General features: G+C 57.6%; 15 protein-coding genes and 2 tRNA genes. 13 read left to right on the top strand and 4 right to left on the bottom strand.

Features of this window, described 5'->3' with window-relative positions:
* Nucleotides 1–59 precede the first annotated feature (59 nt).
* The 4 genes from B3759_RS08875 to B3759_RS08860 all read right to left on the bottom strand — a co-directional run bounded on the left by B3759_RS08875 (nucleotide 60) and on the right by B3759_RS08860 (nucleotide 4,753).
* Nucleotides 60–374 (bottom strand): hypothetical protein, encoded by a 315-nt coding sequence (locus B3759_RS08875; RefSeq protein WP_291365585.1) that lies wholly within the window; start codon nucleotides 372–374, stop codon nucleotides 60–62.
* A 185-nt stretch (nucleotides 375–559) separates the two neighbouring features.
* The gene (locus tag B3759_RS08870) at nucleotides 560–1,936 is read right to left on the bottom strand and encodes a class I SAM-dependent RNA methyltransferase (protein WP_291365584.1); all 1,377 of its coding nucleotides are present in this window, start codon (nucleotides 1,934–1,936) and stop codon (nucleotides 560–562) included.
* Complete coding sequence (locus B3759_RS08865) at nucleotides 1,920–4,130, bottom strand: DEAD/DEAH box helicase (RefSeq protein WP_349679296.1); 2,211 nt, start codon at nucleotides 4,128–4,130, stop codon at nucleotides 1,920–1,922. The genes B3759_RS08870 and B3759_RS08865 overlap by 17 nt, the downstream gene beginning before the upstream one ends.
* Before the next feature lie 173 nt (nucleotides 4,131–4,303).
* The gene (locus B3759_RS08860) at nucleotides 4,304–4,753 is read right to left on the bottom strand and encodes a hypothetical protein (protein WP_291365583.1); all 450 of its coding nucleotides are present in this window, start codon (nucleotides 4,751–4,753) and stop codon (nucleotides 4,304–4,306) included.
* A 139-nt stretch (nucleotides 4,754–4,892) separates the two neighbouring features.
* Here B3759_RS08860 and B3759_RS08855 point away from each other — a divergent pair, with 139 nt between their 5' ends.
* The 13 genes from B3759_RS08855 (at nucleotide 4,893) to B3759_RS08795 (ending at nucleotide 17,625) form a co-directional block, all read left to right on the top strand.
* Nucleotides 4,893–6,326: an NAD(P)H-hydrate dehydratase gene (locus B3759_RS08855; RefSeq protein ID WP_291365582.1), complete on the top strand. Its 1,434-nt coding sequence runs from the start codon at nucleotides 4,893–4,895 to the stop codon at nucleotides 6,324–6,326.
* A gap of 159 nt (nucleotides 6,327–6,485) precedes the next feature.
* Nucleotides 6,486–6,570, top strand: a tRNA-Leu gene (locus tag B3759_RS08850).
* Between the two features lie 120 nt (nucleotides 6,571–6,690).
* The gene (tig, locus tag B3759_RS08845) at nucleotides 6,691–8,022 is read left to right on the top strand and encodes a trigger factor (RefSeq protein ID WP_291365581.1); all 1,332 of its coding nucleotides are present in this window, start codon (nucleotides 6,691–6,693) and stop codon (nucleotides 8,020–8,022) included.
* A gap of 257 nt (nucleotides 8,023–8,279) precedes the next feature.
* On the top strand, nucleotides 8,280–8,918 hold the full coding sequence (gene clpP, locus B3759_RS08840) for an ATP-dependent Clp endopeptidase proteolytic subunit ClpP (protein ID WP_010666849.1): 639 nt from the start codon (nucleotides 8,280–8,282) through the stop codon (nucleotides 8,916–8,918).
* Nucleotides 8,919–9,041: 123 nt separating this feature from the next.
* Entirely contained in the window at nucleotides 9,042–10,307 is a 1,266-nt protein-coding gene (clpX, locus tag B3759_RS08835) for an ATP-dependent Clp protease ATP-binding subunit ClpX (protein WP_018308322.1), read from the top strand.
* A 243-nt stretch (nucleotides 10,308–10,550) separates the two neighbouring features.
* On the top strand, nucleotides 10,551–13,043 hold the full coding sequence (gene lon, locus B3759_RS08830) for an endopeptidase La (RefSeq protein ID WP_291365580.1): 2,493 nt from the start codon (nucleotides 10,551–10,553) through the stop codon (nucleotides 13,041–13,043).
* 152 nt (nucleotides 13,044–13,195) lie between these two features.
* Nucleotides 13,196–13,480 (top strand): HU family DNA-binding protein, encoded by a 285-nt coding sequence (locus B3759_RS08825; RefSeq protein WP_010668906.1) that lies wholly within the window; start codon nucleotides 13,196–13,198, stop codon nucleotides 13,478–13,480.
* A gap of 136 nt (nucleotides 13,481–13,616) precedes the next feature.
* Nucleotides 13,617–13,691: transfer RNA gene (locus B3759_RS08820), tRNA-Val, on the top strand.
* 361 nt (nucleotides 13,692–14,052) lie between these two features.
* Nucleotides 14,053–14,418: an NADH-quinone oxidoreductase subunit A gene (locus tag B3759_RS08815; RefSeq protein ID WP_010668905.1), complete on the top strand. Its 366-nt coding sequence runs from the start codon at nucleotides 14,053–14,055 to the stop codon at nucleotides 14,416–14,418.
* Between the two features lie 53 nt (nucleotides 14,419–14,471).
* Nucleotides 14,472–15,044, top strand: a complete 573-nt coding sequence (locus tag B3759_RS08810) for a NuoB/complex I 20 kDa subunit family protein (RefSeq protein ID WP_010668904.1) — start codon at nucleotides 14,472–14,474, stop codon at nucleotides 15,042–15,044.
* Nucleotides 15,037–15,693: an NADH-quinone oxidoreductase subunit C gene (locus B3759_RS08805; protein WP_099347274.1), complete on the top strand. Its 657-nt coding sequence runs from the start codon at nucleotides 15,037–15,039 to the stop codon at nucleotides 15,691–15,693. The genes B3759_RS08810 and B3759_RS08805 overlap by 8 nt, the downstream gene beginning before the upstream one ends.
* 13 nt (nucleotides 15,694–15,706) lie before the next feature.
* The gene (locus tag B3759_RS08800; RefSeq protein WP_291365579.1) at nucleotides 15,707–16,999 is read left to right on the top strand and encodes an NADH-quinone oxidoreductase subunit D; all 1,293 of its coding nucleotides are present in this window, start codon (nucleotides 15,707–15,709) and stop codon (nucleotides 16,997–16,999) included.
* Complete coding sequence (locus tag B3759_RS08795) at nucleotides 16,996–17,625, top strand: complex I 24 kDa subunit family protein (RefSeq protein WP_099347275.1); 630 nt, start codon at nucleotides 16,996–16,998, stop codon at nucleotides 17,623–17,625. Before B3759_RS08800 ends, B3759_RS08795 begins: the two co-directional genes overlap by 4 nt.
* Nucleotides 17,626–17,638: the final 13 nt, after the last annotated feature.

Genomic DNA, 17,638 nt, shown 5'->3' with positions numbered 1-17,638 from the left:
GATGTGGATACAACCCTGTTTATATAGGCTCGGCCTGAATCTGAGTTATTACTTCAGATTCAGAAATACTTGCTCAGAGCGCCATTGCCTGTCCACTCATTCACATAATGGTAGTCCGGGGTCAGCGTGCCGCCGAGTGCCTGGCCGACGGTATCGATGGCTTTCGAGCCTTCATAGACAACGTAATCGTTGAATTCGTGCAGTGCGGCAACGACAGGACCGCCAGCATAGGTCAGCGCAACGCCGATCGGGCCGATGGCGTCAAGAAAAGAGTTAAACGTATTGGCTGCGCCGATCAGGGCATTGCCAACCAGAGAGTCCAGACCGGCTCCCCCGGAAATTTCGTTCAGTTCAGAAATCGTGAGTTCACGCATGGTAAGATTTCTCCGTGATAAGGTGCATGCTCTCTCACAAGAAAAAGCCGCATGGGAGAAACTCAAAGGCTTCTCGTCTAGCGACAATAACTTTATCTAAATTATTTTGAAAGGATTCTAAAAGCACAACTGGATACTGTTTTTGAAATAAGTCGTTAATAATTTCGATTATAGATGTACTATAATTACTTATTATTTGTTTTCTCACGCTTCTTTAAACTGTGAGAAAAGCGGCACACGACCTCTGTCTCGGCTGACCAGAGAAACTGGTCAATGATCGTCAGGGCGTCGATCCGATAGCCAGCTTTCAGAAGGCGCTCAGTATCCCGGTAAAGAATGCGTGGGTTGCAACTGACATAAATAATGACCCCGGGCCGGGCGTCGAGAATGCCATCCATCTGCAAACCAGCACCGGCATGGGGTGGGTCGAGAACCACGGCCAGCGCTGAAGACAGTTCTTTCGCTTCGACAGGCTGTTTGTTCAGGTCTCTGAGATGGGGCGTGATATTGCGCCCGGCTGATGCGCGAGTGAGGGCCTCTATGGCACCCGGATGCCCTTCGTAAGCCTCAACACGGGCATGCGTGGATAGACCAAAAGTCAGAGTGCCGCAGCCAGCATACAATTCTATGATTTTTGCTTTTCGGCCTGTTGAAGGTGGAAGAGCGTCAAGAACAGCTGTACGGATTGCCACTTCCCCTTCGCGACTCGCCTGAAGAAAAGCGCCGGAAGGCGGCTCTGTCGTCACGCCATCGAATGCGATGACGGAAGGTGCCAGCTGCACGAGGATTTCCGGATTCTCCTGCGAGGCTTTTTCCTTCCAGCACAGGCGCGAAATACGGTGGCTCTTACAGAATGCGGCAAGTTTTGTGCGGTCAGCCGTGCTGGGCGGCGCGTCAGACGCCAGCAGGAGATCCGGTCCGGAATCGAGGAGGTTGATGACCAGATCTGCTTCTCTGCGAAAAAGATCCAGACGTTCCATTGCTGTACGAAGCGCAGGGAGAAGCCTGACGATATCCGGATGCAGCAGCGAGCATTCCGTCAGATCGACAACATCGCCACCACGTCGGTGCAGGCCAAGGATGACGCCATCATGCTTGCGTTTTACAGCAAGATCGGCACGACGACGTGAGGCGGGCGGCGTCTGAAATGATGCAGCCGGAGGGAGATCAACCGCACCGGCACGGTGTAATCCCGTCAGAACCTCAGTCGTTTTCCACTTCAGTATCCATTCTGGGCCGAGGTGCTGAAGAGAGCAGCCCCCACAGGTTCCGAACAGGGAGCAGGGCGGCGTCACACGCTCTGGCGCAGCAACGCAGATTTCCTGAATGGTCGCCCGATCCTTACCCGTGCTTCGGGCAAGAACCTCATCGCCGGGTGCCGTATAAGGGATAAAGACGGGAGCCGCTTGCTGGCCTCCGGCATCTGTCAGGCGGCCAATACCATCACCACTGACACCGAGCGCTTTAATGCGATAGCGCCGGGGTGTCGGGTCGATGGCAGGAGCGGGAGCCTGACGAGAATGAGGCCGACGACGGCCTCTCCCTTCAGTTTTCCGTGCCATCCTCGCCCGTTGCTTCGATTGCGACCGGCACACGCCGGGGAAGCTTCATAAAGTTGGGAAGGTCCGCCCCAAAGCCGAGAACATTCTCATTCGGTGCATCGGCAATTTCCGAACCGCGACGGCGATTATCGTCACGCCGGTTACGGTCGTTCCGATCATTGCGCGGTGCCCGACGGTCCTCACGCACTGTGGCCTGAGGGGCAGCGTCTACAGGAGCCGGTGTTTTCTCGGCTTCTTTCTTGCGGGCAGGTGCTTCTGGCTGTTTCGGTCGTTCAGAAGAATCGCGCTCCCGGTCAGATCCGCGGCTGTTGCGTTTTTTCTTTCCGCGATTACCGCGCGCTTCTTCTTCGCTCACCCATTCAAGCTGCGTGATTCCGTCACGCTCCAAGCGGGGGATGGGCTTGCCTGTCAGCGTCTCGATCGCTTCCGCGAGTTTACGATCGTAAGGCGTAGCAAGACTGTAGGCCTTGCCTTCCTTTCCAGCGCGTCCTGTCCGACCGATGCGATGGACATAATCCTCGGCATGGAAGGGAAGATCGAAGTTGAAGACGTGAGACAGTCCACCGATATCGATGCCTCGTGCGGCAACATCAGAGCAGACCAGAATCTTCAGTTCGCCGGATTTGAACTTTTCAAGTGTCTGGAAACGGACGGACTGCGGCAGATCACCGTGCAGGGCGCCGGCTGAAAAACCATGCTTCAGAAGTGACTTGAGCAGAACATCGACATCACGCTTGCGATTACAGAAAACGATCGCATTCTGAAGGTTTTCAGCCCGCAGCAGCTTACGCAGGACTTTCCGTTTGTCGTCTTCGTCAACGACAATCAGGCCTGTTTCGATGGTCGTGGCTACAGTCGAAGGACGGCTGACCGTTATCTGCTTGGGCGAATGAAGGAACGCATCGGCGAGGCGACGGATTTCAGGCGCCATCGTTGCAGAGAAGAACAACGTCTGACGATTCGCCGGTAGCAGGCCGACAATCTTCTCAATGTCCGGAATGAAACCCATGTCGAGCATGCGGTCGGCTTCATCAATCACGAGAATCCGCGTCTGCGTCAGCAGCAGGCCACCGCGTTCGAACAGATCAAGCAGACGGCCCGGCGTGGCGATCAGAACATCGACGCCCTTGTTCAGGACCTCTTTCTGGTCGGCCATGCTTTCGCCACCGATCAGAAGGGCATGCGTCAGTTTCAGATGCTTGCCGTAATTGACGAAATTCTCGGCGACCTGAAGCGCCAGTTCACGCGTCGGCTCAAGGATCAGCGAGCGTGGCATCCGAGCGCGGGCGCGGGAGCCGGAGAGAATTTCCAGCATGGGCAGCGTGAAGGACGCCGTCTTGCCCGTGCCGGTCTGGGCAACACCCAGAACATCCTGACCATGCAGAACGGCGGGGATGGCCTGTGCCTGAATGGGAGTCGGATGGACGTAGCCCATCTCGGTTACGGCACGCAGAATTGGTTCCGAAAGTCCCAGATCCGCAAATGTGATCTGACTGCTTTCTTCAGCAGCATCCTTTTTGACAGGCTCTGCGGCGGCCTCAGGAGCTACTGGCGGATGAATCTCGGCTTCCGGCTCGACGATGCCGTCCAGAGCGCCACCGACATGAAGAGGGTGGGCTTCAGGCGCATTTTCGACTGTAGCCTCATCCGGAGATTTGGCTTCCGTTTTTGTGCTGCGACGGCGCGTTGGTTTTTTGGCTACGGGCGCAGGAGCAGCTTCCGTGTCCACACTTTTCGCAGCAGCGGCCTTGCGCGTGCGCGGCTTTTTGACCGGCTTTTCCTCAGCGACGACCTCTGCCGGCGCGGCTTCCTCTTTATCCGCTACGGCAGGTTCAGCTTTTTTACGCGTTGTGCGGCGTGGTGTTTTCGCAGCTGGCTTGGCCTCTGCGACCTCATTCGTGGCAGTCGGAGTTTCCACTTCAGCAGTCTCAGCCTTTTTCCGGCGAGTCCGTGTGGGCTTCTTCGGCGCTGCAGTTTCGGCGACGGGAGTCACTTCTGCTGCTACAGTTTCCTCGACCGCTTTCTTCCGTCGTGTTGTCGCGCGCTTCGGAGCAGGCGCAGATGAGGCTTCGCCCTCAACCACGGCAGACTCTGTCGTCACCGCGTCGCCGGTCGTCGCGGCCTTGCGGGTGCGAGTGCGGGGGGCCGCTTTACGCGGCTTTTTCTCGGTCGTGTCGGAAGCTTTGGGGCTCAAGTCGCTCTCAGATTAGGTCGGTCGCCGCAAAGGCGGGGCGCACAGAAGGGGCCGGAAAAAACCGGTGCCTGTCGGTAGGCCGTCCTGCACGAAAAATCAAGCGGCAGCCGTTTTGGTTTCGGACTGATCACAAGGGTTTTCCGGCAGAATAACCGTCAGGCACTCAAGAAAGTTTAAAGACCATGTCCAATTGACGCGCATAGGATGGCAAGCACACCGCAAGCGACAACACCCAGCATCAGACTGCGGATGGAATCGAATGTCTGTGGCTGCGGACGAATGGCGCGGCGGGCTTTCTGATAGGGGCCGTAAAACACGCGCAGGAACAGGCCAGCCATGATCAGGCCGAGAACCTGCATGACGTTGGTGGTCCAGGGGATCGCTGCAAAGCCGCCCTCATGCATGATCATGAGCCATCCGGTAATCAGCACGATCGGCATGATATGCCAGATGACGCGCAGAAAACGCTTCAGCGTCAGCAGATGCACGGCGCTGCGTTGGGCCTTGTCCAGCAGGGACAGGCTCGGGCGCAGGATGGCTACGGCATAGGTTGCGCCACCTACCCACACCGCCATCCCGACGATGTGCAGTGTCAGAACAAGACTCCAGAGAATATGTGGCATGCGAACTCCATCGGACAGATCGGCTGTACGGTCGTAAGCTGTGTCGCCAATCAGAGCGTCGAACGCAAGGCTCACTGTTTTCTGGAGCCAGTTTCAGGCGGACTCGTTTCGCCGCATTGTCATAACGGAGGCACTCGTCATGTCCGGCCAGTCCGACAGATTTGCCGTCCTCTCCTCGAAGGAGATGGGCAGTATTGATCATATTGCATCCCGCACCATTCCTGTGGCGACCCTGATGGAGAACGCCGGTCGGGCAGTGGCGCTGGCCATAAAACATTTTACGAAACCTTGCCGTGTGCTGGTGCTGTGCGGTCCCGGCAACAACGGCGGCGATGGTTATGTCGCGGCGCGTCATCTCGCTGACATGGGATGGCCAGTCGCCGTTGCCGCGCTGACCGAGCCGCGCGAGGGAAGTGATGCGGCCTCTGTCGCGGCAAGGTTTCACGGTCCGCGTGTGCCGTTTTCTCCCGAGGAGGCTGCGCGAGTTGATCTGGTGATCGACGCCGTCTTCGGGGCGGGGCTTAGTCGGGATGTGCAGGAGCCGGTTCCGTCTGTGCTGGCTGCTGCAAAGCGCGTCGTCGCCATCGACATGCCTAGCGGCATTGATGGGGCGACCGGGTTGGTGCGTGGATACGCCCGCGCTGCCGACCTGACGGTGACTTTTTTTCGGGCCAAACCCGGTCATCTGCTGCTGCCGGGACGTGAATATCTCGGACAGTTCGAGGTGAGGGATATCGGGATTCCTGCTGAGACCCTGAAAGAAATTACCGTTACCAGCTGGCAGAATGAACCCGGTCTCTGGAAGCTGCCTGTTCTTGGTCTTGAAGCGCATAAATATTCCCGTGGTGTCGTCAGTCTGTGTGCTGGGGAGGCGATGCCCGGTGCTGCACGTCTGGCGGCGGCCTCGGCGCGGCGCACAGGAGCAGGGCTTGTCCGGATCGCGGCGGGCAAGGCGGCTCCTGCGTTCCGGTTGGGCGAGCCAGGGCTCATTATCGATGAGGAGCCGCTGGCGGATCTGCTGAAAGATCATCGGCGTCGGACGTGGATTTGTGGTCCGGGTCTTCTCCCGGAAGAGGTGGAGCAGGTGTTCCCGCAACTGGTTGCAGCGGATCGGCAGATTCTTGCCGACGCGGGTGCCTTCTCATGGGCGGCGGGCGCACCGGACCGTCTGCGGGGGGCGGCTGTCCTGACGCCGCATGGCGGAGAATTTGCCCGGGTCTTTGGTGCGCCGGGCTCAGACCCTCTGGCGGCGGTGCGGGCCGCAGCCAAACAGGTGAATGCGGTGGTGGTTCTGAAAGGTGCGACCAGCGTGATTGCGTCGCCCGATGGAAAAGTGGCGTTGAATACGCACGCCACATCGGCGCTTGGCACCGCAGGTTCGGGCGATACGCTGACTGGCATTATCGGAGCCTTGCTAGCGGCGGGTATGGAGCCGTGGGATGCCGCATGCGCAGGTGTGTGGCTGCATGGGGAGGCAGCCCTTCAGGCTGGAAACTGGCTGGTTGCGGAAGATCTTGACCGGTATCTCGGGAAGGCGCGGGACAAGGCGACACGGCTTCAGGCCGAACCGTGAAAGCAGTGGGTGAAGTTCTGTGACATTCCGGTGAAGTCACTCTCGAAGGCGTCGGAAATCACCTTAATTGCAGGATGCGGGCCGGAGTGACCTTGCCGTAAGGTTGAGACTGCGGTAATCGGTGCGCCCTCGGCGTTATGGGTTGCGCTGATAGGCCACGCGGGTGTGGTGGAATTGGTAGACACGCCAGATTTAGGTTCTGGTGACGAGAGTCGTGGGGGTTCAAGTCCCTCCACCCGTACCAGCCCTGTCACTGCGACAGCGGCTGGGTTTGCATCCCATAATTATTCTGCCGGAAGAGTTTTGGCGGTCGGTGAAGACCGCTGTGTATTGAAGAGTTCGCACGAGAGGATGGCCTGGGCATATGCAGGTTACTGAGACGCTTTCCGAGGGCCTGAAGCACGCCTTCACCGTGGTCGTTCCGTCGGCCGAACTCGAGAAGAAGGAAGAGGCGCGCCTCAAGGAAGTCGGCGCGTCCGCCAATCTTCCCGGTTTCCGTCCGGGCAAGGTGCCGCTGTCCGTGATCCGTCAGCGTTTCGGCGCATCCGTAAAGGGTGAAGTGCTGGAGCAGGCTGTCAATGACGCGCTGCGTAACCTCTTTGAGGAACGTAACCTGCGTCCGGCGCAGCAGCCCAAGGTGGACGTTGTGTCCGGTGGCGACGGCAAGGATGATCTTGAGCTGAAGGTCGAGACGGAAGTTCTCCCTGAAATCAAGGAGCCGGACCTGTCCGACGTGTCTCTGGTTCGCCTGAAGGCAACGCCTGATGCAGCGACAGTGGACAAGGCCTTGAACGACATTGCGAAGCGCCAGCGCGATTTCGTGGTCGTTGAAGAAGATCGTCCTGCTGCTCAGGGCGACGCTCTGGTCGTCGATTTTGTTGGTAAGCGTGATGGTGTTCCTTTCGAGGGCGGCACGGCTGAAGACGTAAGCGTCGAGATCGGTGGAGAAGGGTTTATCCCCGGTTTCGCCGAGCAGCTCGAAGGCATGAAGCCGGGCGAAGAGAAGATCATCACGGTGACCTTCCCTGAGGAATACGGCGCGAAGGAACTGGCCGGTCAGGTCGCAACCTTCGACATCAAGGCGAAAGAGCTGAAGAAGCCGGTCGAGGTTGAGGTCAACGACGATCTCGCCAAGAAGATCGGCTTCGAGAACCTCGACAAGATTCGTGAAGTCATCACGAAGCAGGTTGAGGACGAGTATGAGCAGCTTTCTCGTCTGCGTCTGAAGCGTGACCTGCTGGACAAGCTTGCCGAGAAGACCGACTTCCCGGCTCCGGAAAGCATGGTTGAGGCCGAGTTCGAGCAGATTTGGGCGCGCGTTGAAGCTGATCGCAAATCCGGCGAGCTGGATGAAGAAGATCAGGGCAAGGACGAAGAGACGCTCAAGGCCGATTATCGCAAGATCGCCGAGCGCCGCGTGAAGCTGGGCCTGTTGCTCGCCGAGATCGGTCGTGCGAAGGGTATCACGGTCACACAGGATGAGATGGCCCGCGCCATCCGTGCGGAAGCCATGCGCTACCGTGGTCAGGAACAGGCTGTGTTCGACTTCTTCATGAAGAACCCGCAGGCTGCCGAGTCCCTTCGTGGCCCGATCTTCGAAAACAAGGTAATCGACTACATCACCGAGCTGGCGAAGGTTGAAGACAAGGACGTGACGCCGGAAGAGCTGGCTGACATGCCAGCGGCCAACGTCTGATAGTCTCACTGTTTTTACAGTAAGCGATAATGCGGCACTTTCTTCTTTTTCGGGAGGGAAGTGCCGTTTGTCTATGTGGCCTGCTGCGATGAGCGGGTCGGAAATGCAGGATTTTCACCCTATGGGGTGGCGCTGGGTCTGATTATCTCTATCTTAAGCAGACCGGGCGTTCTGTCTGGGTTGAACCTATCCTGTCCGGCGGGCAGGGGACGGGGCAGGATACACGGCGTAGCGGCATACAAGTCGGGAATGATGTGATGAGGGATTCGAACCCCGTAGAGATTTTTAACAACGCTCTTGTGCCGATGGTGGTCGAGCAGACTTCCCGCGGGGAGCGCGCGTTCGATATCTATTCGCGTCTTCTGCAGGAGCGGATCATCTTCCTGACCGGGCCGGTTTACGATCAGGTGGCTTCCGTTATATCGGCGCAGCTTCTCTATCTGGAGAGCGTGAATCCGAACAAGGAAATCTCCTTTTATATCAATAGCCCGGGTGGTGTGGTTTCTGCTGGTCTCGCGATCTATGACACCATGCAGTATATCCGCAGTCCGGTAAGCACTGTCTGTATCGGTCAGGCAGCTTCCATGGGCTCGCTGCTTCTGGCTGGTGGCGCCGAGGGGAAGCGCTTCGCTCTGCCCAACGCCCGCGTGATGGTGCATCAGCCTTCAGGCGGTGCGCAGGGGCAGGCCAGCGATATCGAGATTCAGGCGCGTGAGATCCTCACGATTCGCCAGCGTCTCAACGAGATTTATCGCGAACATACAGGTCAGACGCTTGAAGATATCGAGCAGAAGCTTGAGCGCGACAGCTACATGTCCGCCGATGAGGCGAAAGCCTTCGGGATTGTGGATGAAGTTATCAAGAAACATCCGGCCCAGTCCGGCGAGAAGGCCTGAGCCTTCAGACAACGTCATGCCTGACTATCACTTGATGCGTCTTGCTGGTCCGGTTACGATTTTCGCTTTGCCCGGTAATATGACCGGGCGGCTCCGGATGGAGCCAAGATTAGGGGACTGCAGATGAACGCAAAGTCCGGCGATTCCAAGAACACGCTGTATTGCTCGTTCTGCGGAAAGTCACAGCATGAAGTCCGCAAGCTGATTGCGGGACCGACGGTGTTCATCTGTGATGAGTGCGTTGAGCTCTGCATGGATATCATCCGTGAAGAGCACAAGACGACTCTGGTGAAGTCTCGTGATGGCGTGCCGACACCGAAAGAGATCTGCAAGATTCTCGACGATTATGTCATCGGTCAGTTCGAAGCGAAAAAGGTGCTCTCGGTAGCGGTGCACAACCACTACAAGCGCCTCGCCTACGCCCAGAAGAACAATGATGTCGAAATCTCGAAGTCGAACATCCTTCTGATCGGTCCGACCGGTTCGGGTAAGACACTGCTTGCGCAGACCCTCGCCCGCATTATCGACGTGCCGTTCACGATGGCAGATGCCACGACTCTGACCGAGGCGGGCTATGTCGGTGAGGATGTCGAGAACATCATTCTCAAGCTGTTGCAGGCTGCCGATTACAATGTCGAACGGGCACAGCGCGGCATCGTCTATATCGATGAAATCGACAAGATTTCTCGCAAGTCGGACAACCCGTCCATCACGCGTGATGTCAGTGGTGAAGGTGTCCAGCAGGCGCTTCTGAAGCTGATGGAAGGCACGGTTGCTTCCGTTCCGCCACAGGGTGGACGCAAGCATCCACAGCAGGAGTTCCTGCAGGTCGATACGACCAACATGCTCTTCATCTGCGGTGGCGCGTTCGCCGGGCTGGAAAAAGTCATTTCGGCACGCGGTAAGGGTTCGGGTATCGGCTTTGGAGCAGACGTTCAGGCTCCGGAAGATCGTCGGACAGGTGAGATTCTGAAAGGCGTCGAGCCGGAAGATCTGATCAAGTTTGGTCTGATCCCCGAATTCATTGGTCGTCTGCCTGTCGTTGCTACGTTGGGTGATCTCGACGAGACAGCGTTGGTGCAGATTCTGTCCGAGCCGAAGAACGCGCTGGTCAAGCAGTACGCCAAGCTGTTCCAGATGGAAGACGTGAAGCTGACCTTCACGGAAGATGCGCTCAAGGCGATCGCTCATCGGGCGATTGAACGGAAAACCGGTGCCCGTGGGCTGCGCTCGATCATGGAAAGCATTCTGCTGACAACCATGTTCGAGCTTCCCGGTCTCGAAAACGTGGACGAGGTTGTCGTGAACAAGGATGTGGCTGAAGGAAAAGCCTCACCGGTCTTTGTTTACGGGAAGGCCAAGGAAAAACCAGCGGAGCAGTCAGCCTGACCGCTTTCGCACGAAACCATGACATGCAGGTGGCTCCGTTTGAGCGGTGCCACCTGATTCATGCGACCGGCTCTTGATAGTGCCGAAAATCATTCCGATATTCATCATAAGAAACGACCGCTCCGGAATGGGTGCCTTAAGGCGCTATCCGGAGAAATCCACCCGTTGCCGGGGCGGATGGGTGATGTGTGTGCCATTGAATGGGCGCGCATCGCTGGATCGTCCATTCAGGAGATCGGCATCATGACAGAAAAAACCAAAACACCGACGCCGCGCCGCAAGCGCACCAAGACTGCCGATACGACAACTGTGCCGGCAAAGAAGACCGCAACGAAAAAGGTTGCCGCTCCGACGACAGAGCGTGTGGCGGTTCTGCCGCTGCGTGACATCGTTGTGTTCCCTCACATGATCGTGCCGCTGTTTGTTGGCCGCGAGAAATCTGTGAAGGCGCTTGAATCCGTCACCAAGGATGACAAGAAAATCCTTCTGGTCGCGCAGAAAGAGGCGACGGTGGATGATCCGGGCCCGGACGACATTTACCGTTTCGGCACGACCTCAACCATTCTGCAGCTTTTGAAACTGCCAGACGGCACGGTGAAAGTGCTGGTCGAGGGGAACCAGCGTGCCCGTGTGGTCGCGCTTCACGATATTGACGGGCATTTCGAAGCCGATGTCGAATTCGTGACGGATGCGCCGGTTGAGACGGAAGAAGCGGAAGCGCTGGCGCGCGCCGTGGTCGGACAGTTCGAGCAGTATGTAAAGCTCAACAAGAAGATCGCCGCAGAAGTGCTGGTGTCGCTGAACCAGATCAGTGATCTGTCCAAGCTTGCCGACACGATTGCCAGCCATCTCAGCCTGAAAATTTCCGAGAAGCAGGAAATTCTCGAACTGCCGTCCGTGACGAAGCAGCTTGAGAAGATTCTGGCTCACATGGAAGCCGAGATTGGTGTTCTGCAGGTCGAGAAGCGCATCCGTAACCGCGTGAAGCGGCAGATGGAGAAGACGCAGCGCGAGTACTATCTGAACGAGCAACTCAAGGCGATTCAGAAGGAGCTTGGCGAGGGCGAGGACGGCAAGGATGAAACCGCCGAAATCGAAGAAAAGATCGTCAAGACCAAGCTGAGCAAGGAAGCGCGGGAAAAGGCCGTTGGCGAGCTGAAGAAGCTGCGCGGCATGAGCCCCATGTCCGCCGAATCGACGGTTGTGCGCAACTATCTCGACTGGCTGCTGGGCGTGCCTTGGAAAAAGACCACCAAGGTAAAGAACGACCTTGATGCGGCCGAAAAGGTGCTCGACGAGGATCATTACGCGCTGGAGAAGGTCAAGGAGCGTATCCTTGAGTATCTCGCAGTCCAGAGCCGTTCAAAGAAGGTGAAGGGACCGATCCTGTGCCTTGTCGGGCCTCCGGGCGTTGGCAAGACCACGCTGGCGCGCGCCATCGCCAAGGCCACGGGACGGCATTATGTCCGCATGTCGCTCGGTGGCGTGCGCGACGAGTCCGAGATTCGCGGCCATCGCCGGACCTATATCGGCGCAATGCCAGGCAAGATCATTCAGGGCATGAAGAAGGCGAAGGTCTCCAATCCGCTCTTCCTGCTTGATGAGATCGACAAGCTTGGCGTCGACTGGCGTGGCGATCCGGCTTCAGCGCTGCTTGAAGTGCTGGATCCGGAACAGAACAGCACCTTCTCGGATCATTATCTGGAGGTCGATTACGACCTGTCGGATGTGATGTTCGTCACAACGGCAAACAGCCTCAACATGCCCCAGCCTCTGCTGGATCGTATGGAGATCATCCGTCTGTCCGGTTACACGGAAGAGGAAAAGCTCAACATCGCCAAGCGGCATCTGATCGCCAAGCAGGGTGAGGCGCATAACCTCAAGCCTGAGGAATGGTCGATTTCCGATGCGGCGTTGATGGACCTTATCCGCTTCTATACCCGTGAGGCAGGTGTTCGTAATCTTGAGCGTGAGATCGCCAATCTGGCCCGAAAGGTCGTGAAGGAGATTGTCACCGGCAAGGCGAAGAAGGTGGCCATCACCGAGAAGAATCTTGGGAAGTTCGCTGGTGTGCGCCGTTTCTCGCATGGCGAGACCGAAGCCACCGATATGGTCGGTATGGTGACAGGTCTGGCATGGACGGAAGTCGGCGGTGAGATCCTGACGATTGAAAGCGTGATGGTGCCGGGTAAGGGCAACATCAAGCAGACTGGCAAACTCGGCGATGTCATGCAGGAAAGTGTGTCCGCAGCACTGTCCTACGTGCGGAGCAGAGCGCCCTATTTCGGGATCAAACCAACACTCTTCGAGAAGCGTGACATCCATGTTCACGTGCCCGAAGGGGCGACTCCGAAGGACGGTCCATCGGCTGGTATCGCCATGGCGACGTCGCTTGTCAGCGTTCTGACAGGCATTCCTGTTCGGCGTGACGTGGCGATGACGGGTGAGATCACCCTGCGTGGCCGTGTGCTCGCGATCGGAGGTCTGAAGGAGAAGCTGCTTGCGGCCCTGCGGGCCGGTATCAAGACAGTCTTCCTGCCCAAGGACAATGAGAAGGACATTGCGGAACTTCCAGAAACTGTGAAGAAGAATCTGGAACTGATCCCTGTTTCCCATGTGGATGAGGTGATTGGCCGCGCCCTTGTCAGGGTCCCGCAGCCGATTGAATGGGAAGACGAAAGCGATCTGGTTGCGCCGATTGCGGCTTCGGGAACAACCATCGCGGTCGCTCACTGACAGATGTGACGAAAAGGCAGGGGAGGCGATTTTTGCGCCCCTGCCGCCGTCACTGGCTGTTGACGTGGCCGAAAACGGCTTCATAGTGCGCCGCGGAATGTCTCTGGCGGCACCGAGCCGTACGGGAGACTTGAACATAGAAAGGCGTATGTATGGACAAGCCGCTTAACAAGCAGGAACTCGTCTCGGTTGTTGCAGATGATGTAGACCTGCCCAAGGCGAAGGCTGGCGAAGTGGTTGACGCTGTGTTCTCAGCCATCGAGAAGGCTCTGAAGGGTGGACAGGAAGTCCGTCTCGTCGGGTTCGGCTCGTTCGTTACGGCTCACCGTAAGGCCACCAAGGGTCGTAACCCGCGCACAGGCGAAGAAATCGACATTCCGGCTTCAACGTCTGTACGTTTCAAGCCCGGCAAGACCCTCAAGGACGCAGTCAGCTAAGACACTGCATCACTGAGTGCTTTGCAGACAGGCAAGATGGTTTTCACCGTCTTGCCTGTTTTTTTATGTGGGCTTTTTCAATATTCCTGCATATCGGGGCTTGATTGATCGCCGGGTTTTGTCTATCCAATGCGGCGGGCGATTAGCTTAGCGGTAGAGCATCTCGTTTACACCGAGAGGGTCGGCGGTTCGATCCCGTCATCGCCCACCATTTTCCTTACAATTTAATCGCGTAATGTGTGGCTGGTCCTTGCCTGTCATTCCCTTGCGGCTGTTGTCATGCGGTCAGCGAATGTCTGGCTATGCGTTTGACGCGTATATCTATATTGGTTTGTATATAGATATGCTTCGGAAACGTTTGTCAGCAGAAGGTATGCTGTCCGGATAAGGCGTCTGCGACATGAAATTCATTTCGATGAATCCTGTTCAATATACTGAACTCCTCACGGGAAAGTTTCTGAGTCGCGCCGGTATGAGGGTGGCCACAGGAACATTCCGGGCATAGTTTGGCCGCATTATCTCTCGGTTCGGGCGTAACGGCACGGATCCGGAAAATCATTACGGAGGGCGCGATGCCGTCGGTGATCAACGATTATCTTCCGGTTCTCATCTTCGGCATTCTCGCCGTGGTGATCGCGGGAGCCATGCTCGGCGCGTCCCTCGTGTGTGGGCATCAGAAGCCCTATGCGGAAAAACTGACAGCCTATGAGTGCGGTTTTGAGGCATTCGACGATGCGCGGCGTCGTTTTGATGTCCGTTTCTATCTCGTTTCGATCCTGTTCATCATCTTCGACCTTGAGGTGGCCTTTCTGTTCCCGTGGGCAGTGAGCCTGTCACGGATAGGCTTCTATGGCTTCCTGTCGATGATGGGGTTCCTTGGCGTGCTGGGGATCGGCTTCCTCTATGAATGGCGCAAGGGTGCGCTGGACTGGGATTGATCCGTGGTGCTGACGGACGTGACTGCAACGGCAGTAAGGGTGGAGAACACGCAATGAGCGGTGATAATGCTGTGGGTTCGGACGCCAATATCGTCTGGAACCGTGATGCGGTGCCGGCGGGGCCGGAACAGGACGCTATCGTTCGTGGCATCACGGGCGAGATCAGTGAAAAAGGCTTTGTGGTCGCCAGTCTCGACAAGCTCGTGAACTGGGGACGCACAGGCAGTCTCTGGCCGATGACATTCGGTCTCGCCTGCTGCGCTGTTGAAATGATTCATGCCTATATGCCGCGTTACGATCTCGACCGGATGGGCATCATCCCGCGTGGTTCGCCGCGTCAGTCCGATGTGATGATCGTCGCCGGAACGCTCACCAACAAGATGGCTCCGGCCCTGCGCCGTGTTTACGACCAGATGGCTGAACCGCGCTGGGTGATCTCAATGGGCTCCTGCGCGAATGGCGGTGGCTACTATCATTATTCCTATTCGGTTGTGCGTGGCTGTGACCGTGTCGTGCCGGTTGATGTCTATGTGCCGGGCTGTCCGCCGACCGCCGAAGCGCTGATTTACGGCATCATGCTGCTGCAAAAGAAAATCCGTCGGACAGGGACGATTCTCCGTGGCTGATCAATCCACTGCACCCGTCGCCAGAGGCAATTCCTGCCTCTCTTTTCTCGCCTTTACGCTTTCCACGTCACTGCCGGGTATCTCGTCCGCTGCCATTGAGGGCGGGGAGCTTGTGGTGCGGGCGGATCGTGATCGTCTGATCCCGCTGATGATGCTTCTGCGTGATGACCCGCGGTTTCGGTTCGAACAGCTCATGGATCTGTGTGGGGTTGATTTCCCTCAACGTCCCGAACGGTTCGATGTGGTCTACAATCTTCTGTCCGTAAGCCTGAACCAGCGTGTCAGGGTGATCGTGACGACGGATGAGCTGACGCCAGTCGCTTCCGTGCATCAGATCTGGCCCTGCGCCACATGGTGGGAGCGCGAGTGTTACGACATGTATGGCGTTCTGTTCTCAGGTCAGCCGGACCTCCGCCGCATCCTCAGCGACTACGGATTTGAGGGGCATCCTCTCCGCAAGGACTTCCCTCTGACCGGTTACACGGAGGTTCGCTACGATCCGGAGCGTCGTCAGATCGTGCGCGAGCCAGTGACATTGACGCAGGATTTCCGTGATTTCGACTTTGTGTCTCCTTGGGAGGGCGTTCTGACGCTGCCGGGTGACGAGCGGGCGCATGAGCTGCGCCAGATCATGAAAAAGATACAGTGACAGGAGCCGGAGCATGACAGAGGCCCTGAAACAGGACGTAAACCTTCTCGGTCTGCATGACAGTCTGGGTGAAGGTCCGCTGCCTGAGACCCTGCTGCCGGAGCCGGTAGCTGAGGAGGAAGTGGAGCGTCGGACTGTCGAAATTGACAGTCACGCGCTGAATTTCGGTCCGCAGCATCCGTCAGCCCACGGCGTTTTGCGTCTTGTGTTGGAAATGGAAGGCGAGGTTGTGGCGCGTGCCGTGCCGCATATCGGTCTGCTGCATCGCGGCACGGAAAAGCTGATCGAATACAAGACCTATCCCAAGGCGCTGCCGTATTTTGATCGGCTCGATTACGCGTCGCCGATGTGCGAGGAACACGCTTTCGCGCTGGCGACCGAGAAGCTTCTGGGCATTGAAGCGCCGGATCGCGCCAAGTGGATCCGGGTGATCTTTGCAGAAATCACCCGCGTTCTAAATCATATCCTTAACCTCACGGCGATGGGGCTGGACTGCGGCGCAGTGACACCGGCTCTCTGGGGATATGAAGAGCGCGAAAAGCTGCTTGAGTTTCATGAGGCGGTTTCCGGCGCGCGTTTCCATGCCAATTACTTCCGTCCAGGCGGTGTCGCACGCGACATGCCTGCCGGGATGGAAGAGAAAATCGCGGCATGGGCCGAAGAGTTCCCGGCCTGGATCGATGATCTCGAAAGCTTGTTGACGGAAAACCGTATCTGGAAACAGCGCACGGTGGGTATCGGCGTGTTCACCAGCGAACAGGCGCTTGCCTGGGGCTGGAGCGGGCCGTGTCTGCGTGGCTCTGGCGTGCCGTGGGATCTGCGTCGCTCGCAGCCGTATGACAATTACGACAAGGTCGATTTCGAAATTCCCGTGGCACGGCATGGCGATTGTTATGATCGCTATCTCGTCCGCGTGGCCGAAATGCGCGAGAGCGTGAAGATTATCAAGCAGAGTCTGGCACAGATCAAACCTGGTGCGATCAAGGTGCAGGACCCCAAATTCTCGCCGCCACCACGTGCCGAGATGAAGCGGTCGATGGAAGCACTGATCCATCACTTTAAGCTGTTTACCGAGAGCTATCATGTGCCGCCGGGTGCGACCTACACGGCGGTTGAGACGCCGAAAGGTGAATTCGGCGTCTATCTCGTGGCTGACGGCAGCAACCGTCCGTATCGCTGCAAGATCAGGCCGACCGGTTTCGCGCATCTGCAGGCGATTGATGAACTCTCTCGACGAGGCATGCTGGCTGACGCCGTGGCGATCATAGGCTCGCTGGATCTCGTCTTTGGTGAGGTGGACCGATGAGCACTGTTTCAAACGTGCAGCCTGATCACTTCGAATTTGATGAGATCAGCGAAGGCGAAATCGCGACGATCCTCGCCAAGTATCCGCCGGAGCGGAAGGCGAGTGGGGCCCTGCCGCTGCTCTATGTCGCGCAGAATCAGATGAAGCGTCAGACAGGCAGTGCCTGGGTGCCGACCGTGGCGATGGATGCTGTGGCTGAAAGGCTGGAAGTCGCTCCGATCCGTATCTACGAGGTCGCGACCTTCTACTTCATGTTCAACACCAAGCCGATCGGGAAGTATCACCTTCAGGTCTGCACGACGACATCCTGCTGGCTGCGTGGCTCCGATGATGTGCTGTCCGCCTGCAAGAAGGCGGCCGGCATCCACAATGTTGGCGAGACCAGCGAGGACGGCCTGTTCACACTGAGTGAGGTCGAGTGCCTTGGGGCGTGCTCCAATGCGCCGATCCTTCAGGTGGATAATGACTTTTTCGAAGATCTCGACGGCCCGCGCACGGAAGCGCTGATCGAGGCGCTGAAGCGTGGAGAGTATCCGGAGCCCGGTCCGACCAACGGGCGTCATGGTGCGGAACCGGAGGGTGGCCGTCGGGTGCTGCTCGAAGAGACCGGTTCCGGTCAGGGTTGAGGGAGATCTGCGA

Source organism: Acetobacter sp. UBA5411, assembly GCF_002409645.1.
Taxonomy (GTDB): Bacteria; Pseudomonadota; Alphaproteobacteria; order Acetobacterales; family Acetobacteraceae; genus Acetobacter.
The sequence above is the reverse complement of the archived record's forward strand: the minus strand, read 5'-3'. Positions and strand labels throughout refer to the sequence as shown.

Coding starts and splice junctions, on each gene's coding strand:
- B3759_RS08810 (WP_010668904.1), top strand. CDS start 14,472: ATGAGCGGTGATAATGCTGTGGGTTCGGACGCCAATATCGTCTGGAAC.
- B3759_RS08860 (WP_291365583.1), bottom strand. CDS start 4,753: ATGCCACATATTCTCTGGAGTCTTGTTCTGACACTGCACATCGTCGGG.
- clpX (WP_018308322.1), top strand. CDS start 9,042: ATGAACGCAAAGTCCGGCGATTCCAAGAACACGCTGTATTGCTCGTTC.
- tig (WP_291365581.1), top strand. CDS start 6,691: ATGCAGGTTACTGAGACGCTTTCCGAGGGCCTGAAGCACGCCTTCACC.
- B3759_RS08870 (WP_291365584.1), bottom strand. CDS start 1,936: ATGGCACGGAAAACTGAAGGGAGAGGCCGTCGTCGGCCTCATTCTCGT.
- B3759_RS08795 (WP_099347275.1), top strand. CDS start 16,996: ATGAGCACTGTTTCAAACGTGCAGCCTGATCACTTCGAATTTGATGAG.
- lon (WP_291365580.1), top strand. CDS start 10,551: ATGACAGAAAAAACCAAAACACCGACGCCGCGCCGCAAGCGCACCAAG.
- clpP (WP_010666849.1), top strand. CDS start 8,280: ATGAGGGATTCGAACCCCGTAGAGATTTTTAACAACGCTCTTGTGCCG.
- B3759_RS08855 (WP_291365582.1), top strand. CDS start 4,893: ATGTCCGGCCAGTCCGACAGATTTGCCGTCCTCTCCTCGAAGGAGATG.
- B3759_RS08800 (WP_291365579.1), top strand. CDS start 15,707: ATGACAGAGGCCCTGAAACAGGACGTAAACCTTCTCGGTCTGCATGAC.
- B3759_RS08875 (WP_291365585.1), bottom strand. CDS start 374: ATGCGTGAACTCACGATTTCTGAACTGAACGAAATTTCCGGGGGAGCC.
- B3759_RS08825 (WP_010668906.1), top strand. CDS start 13,196: ATGGACAAGCCGCTTAACAAGCAGGAACTCGTCTCGGTTGTTGCAGAT.
- B3759_RS08815 (WP_010668905.1), top strand. CDS start 14,053: ATGCCGTCGGTGATCAACGATTATCTTCCGGTTCTCATCTTCGGCATT.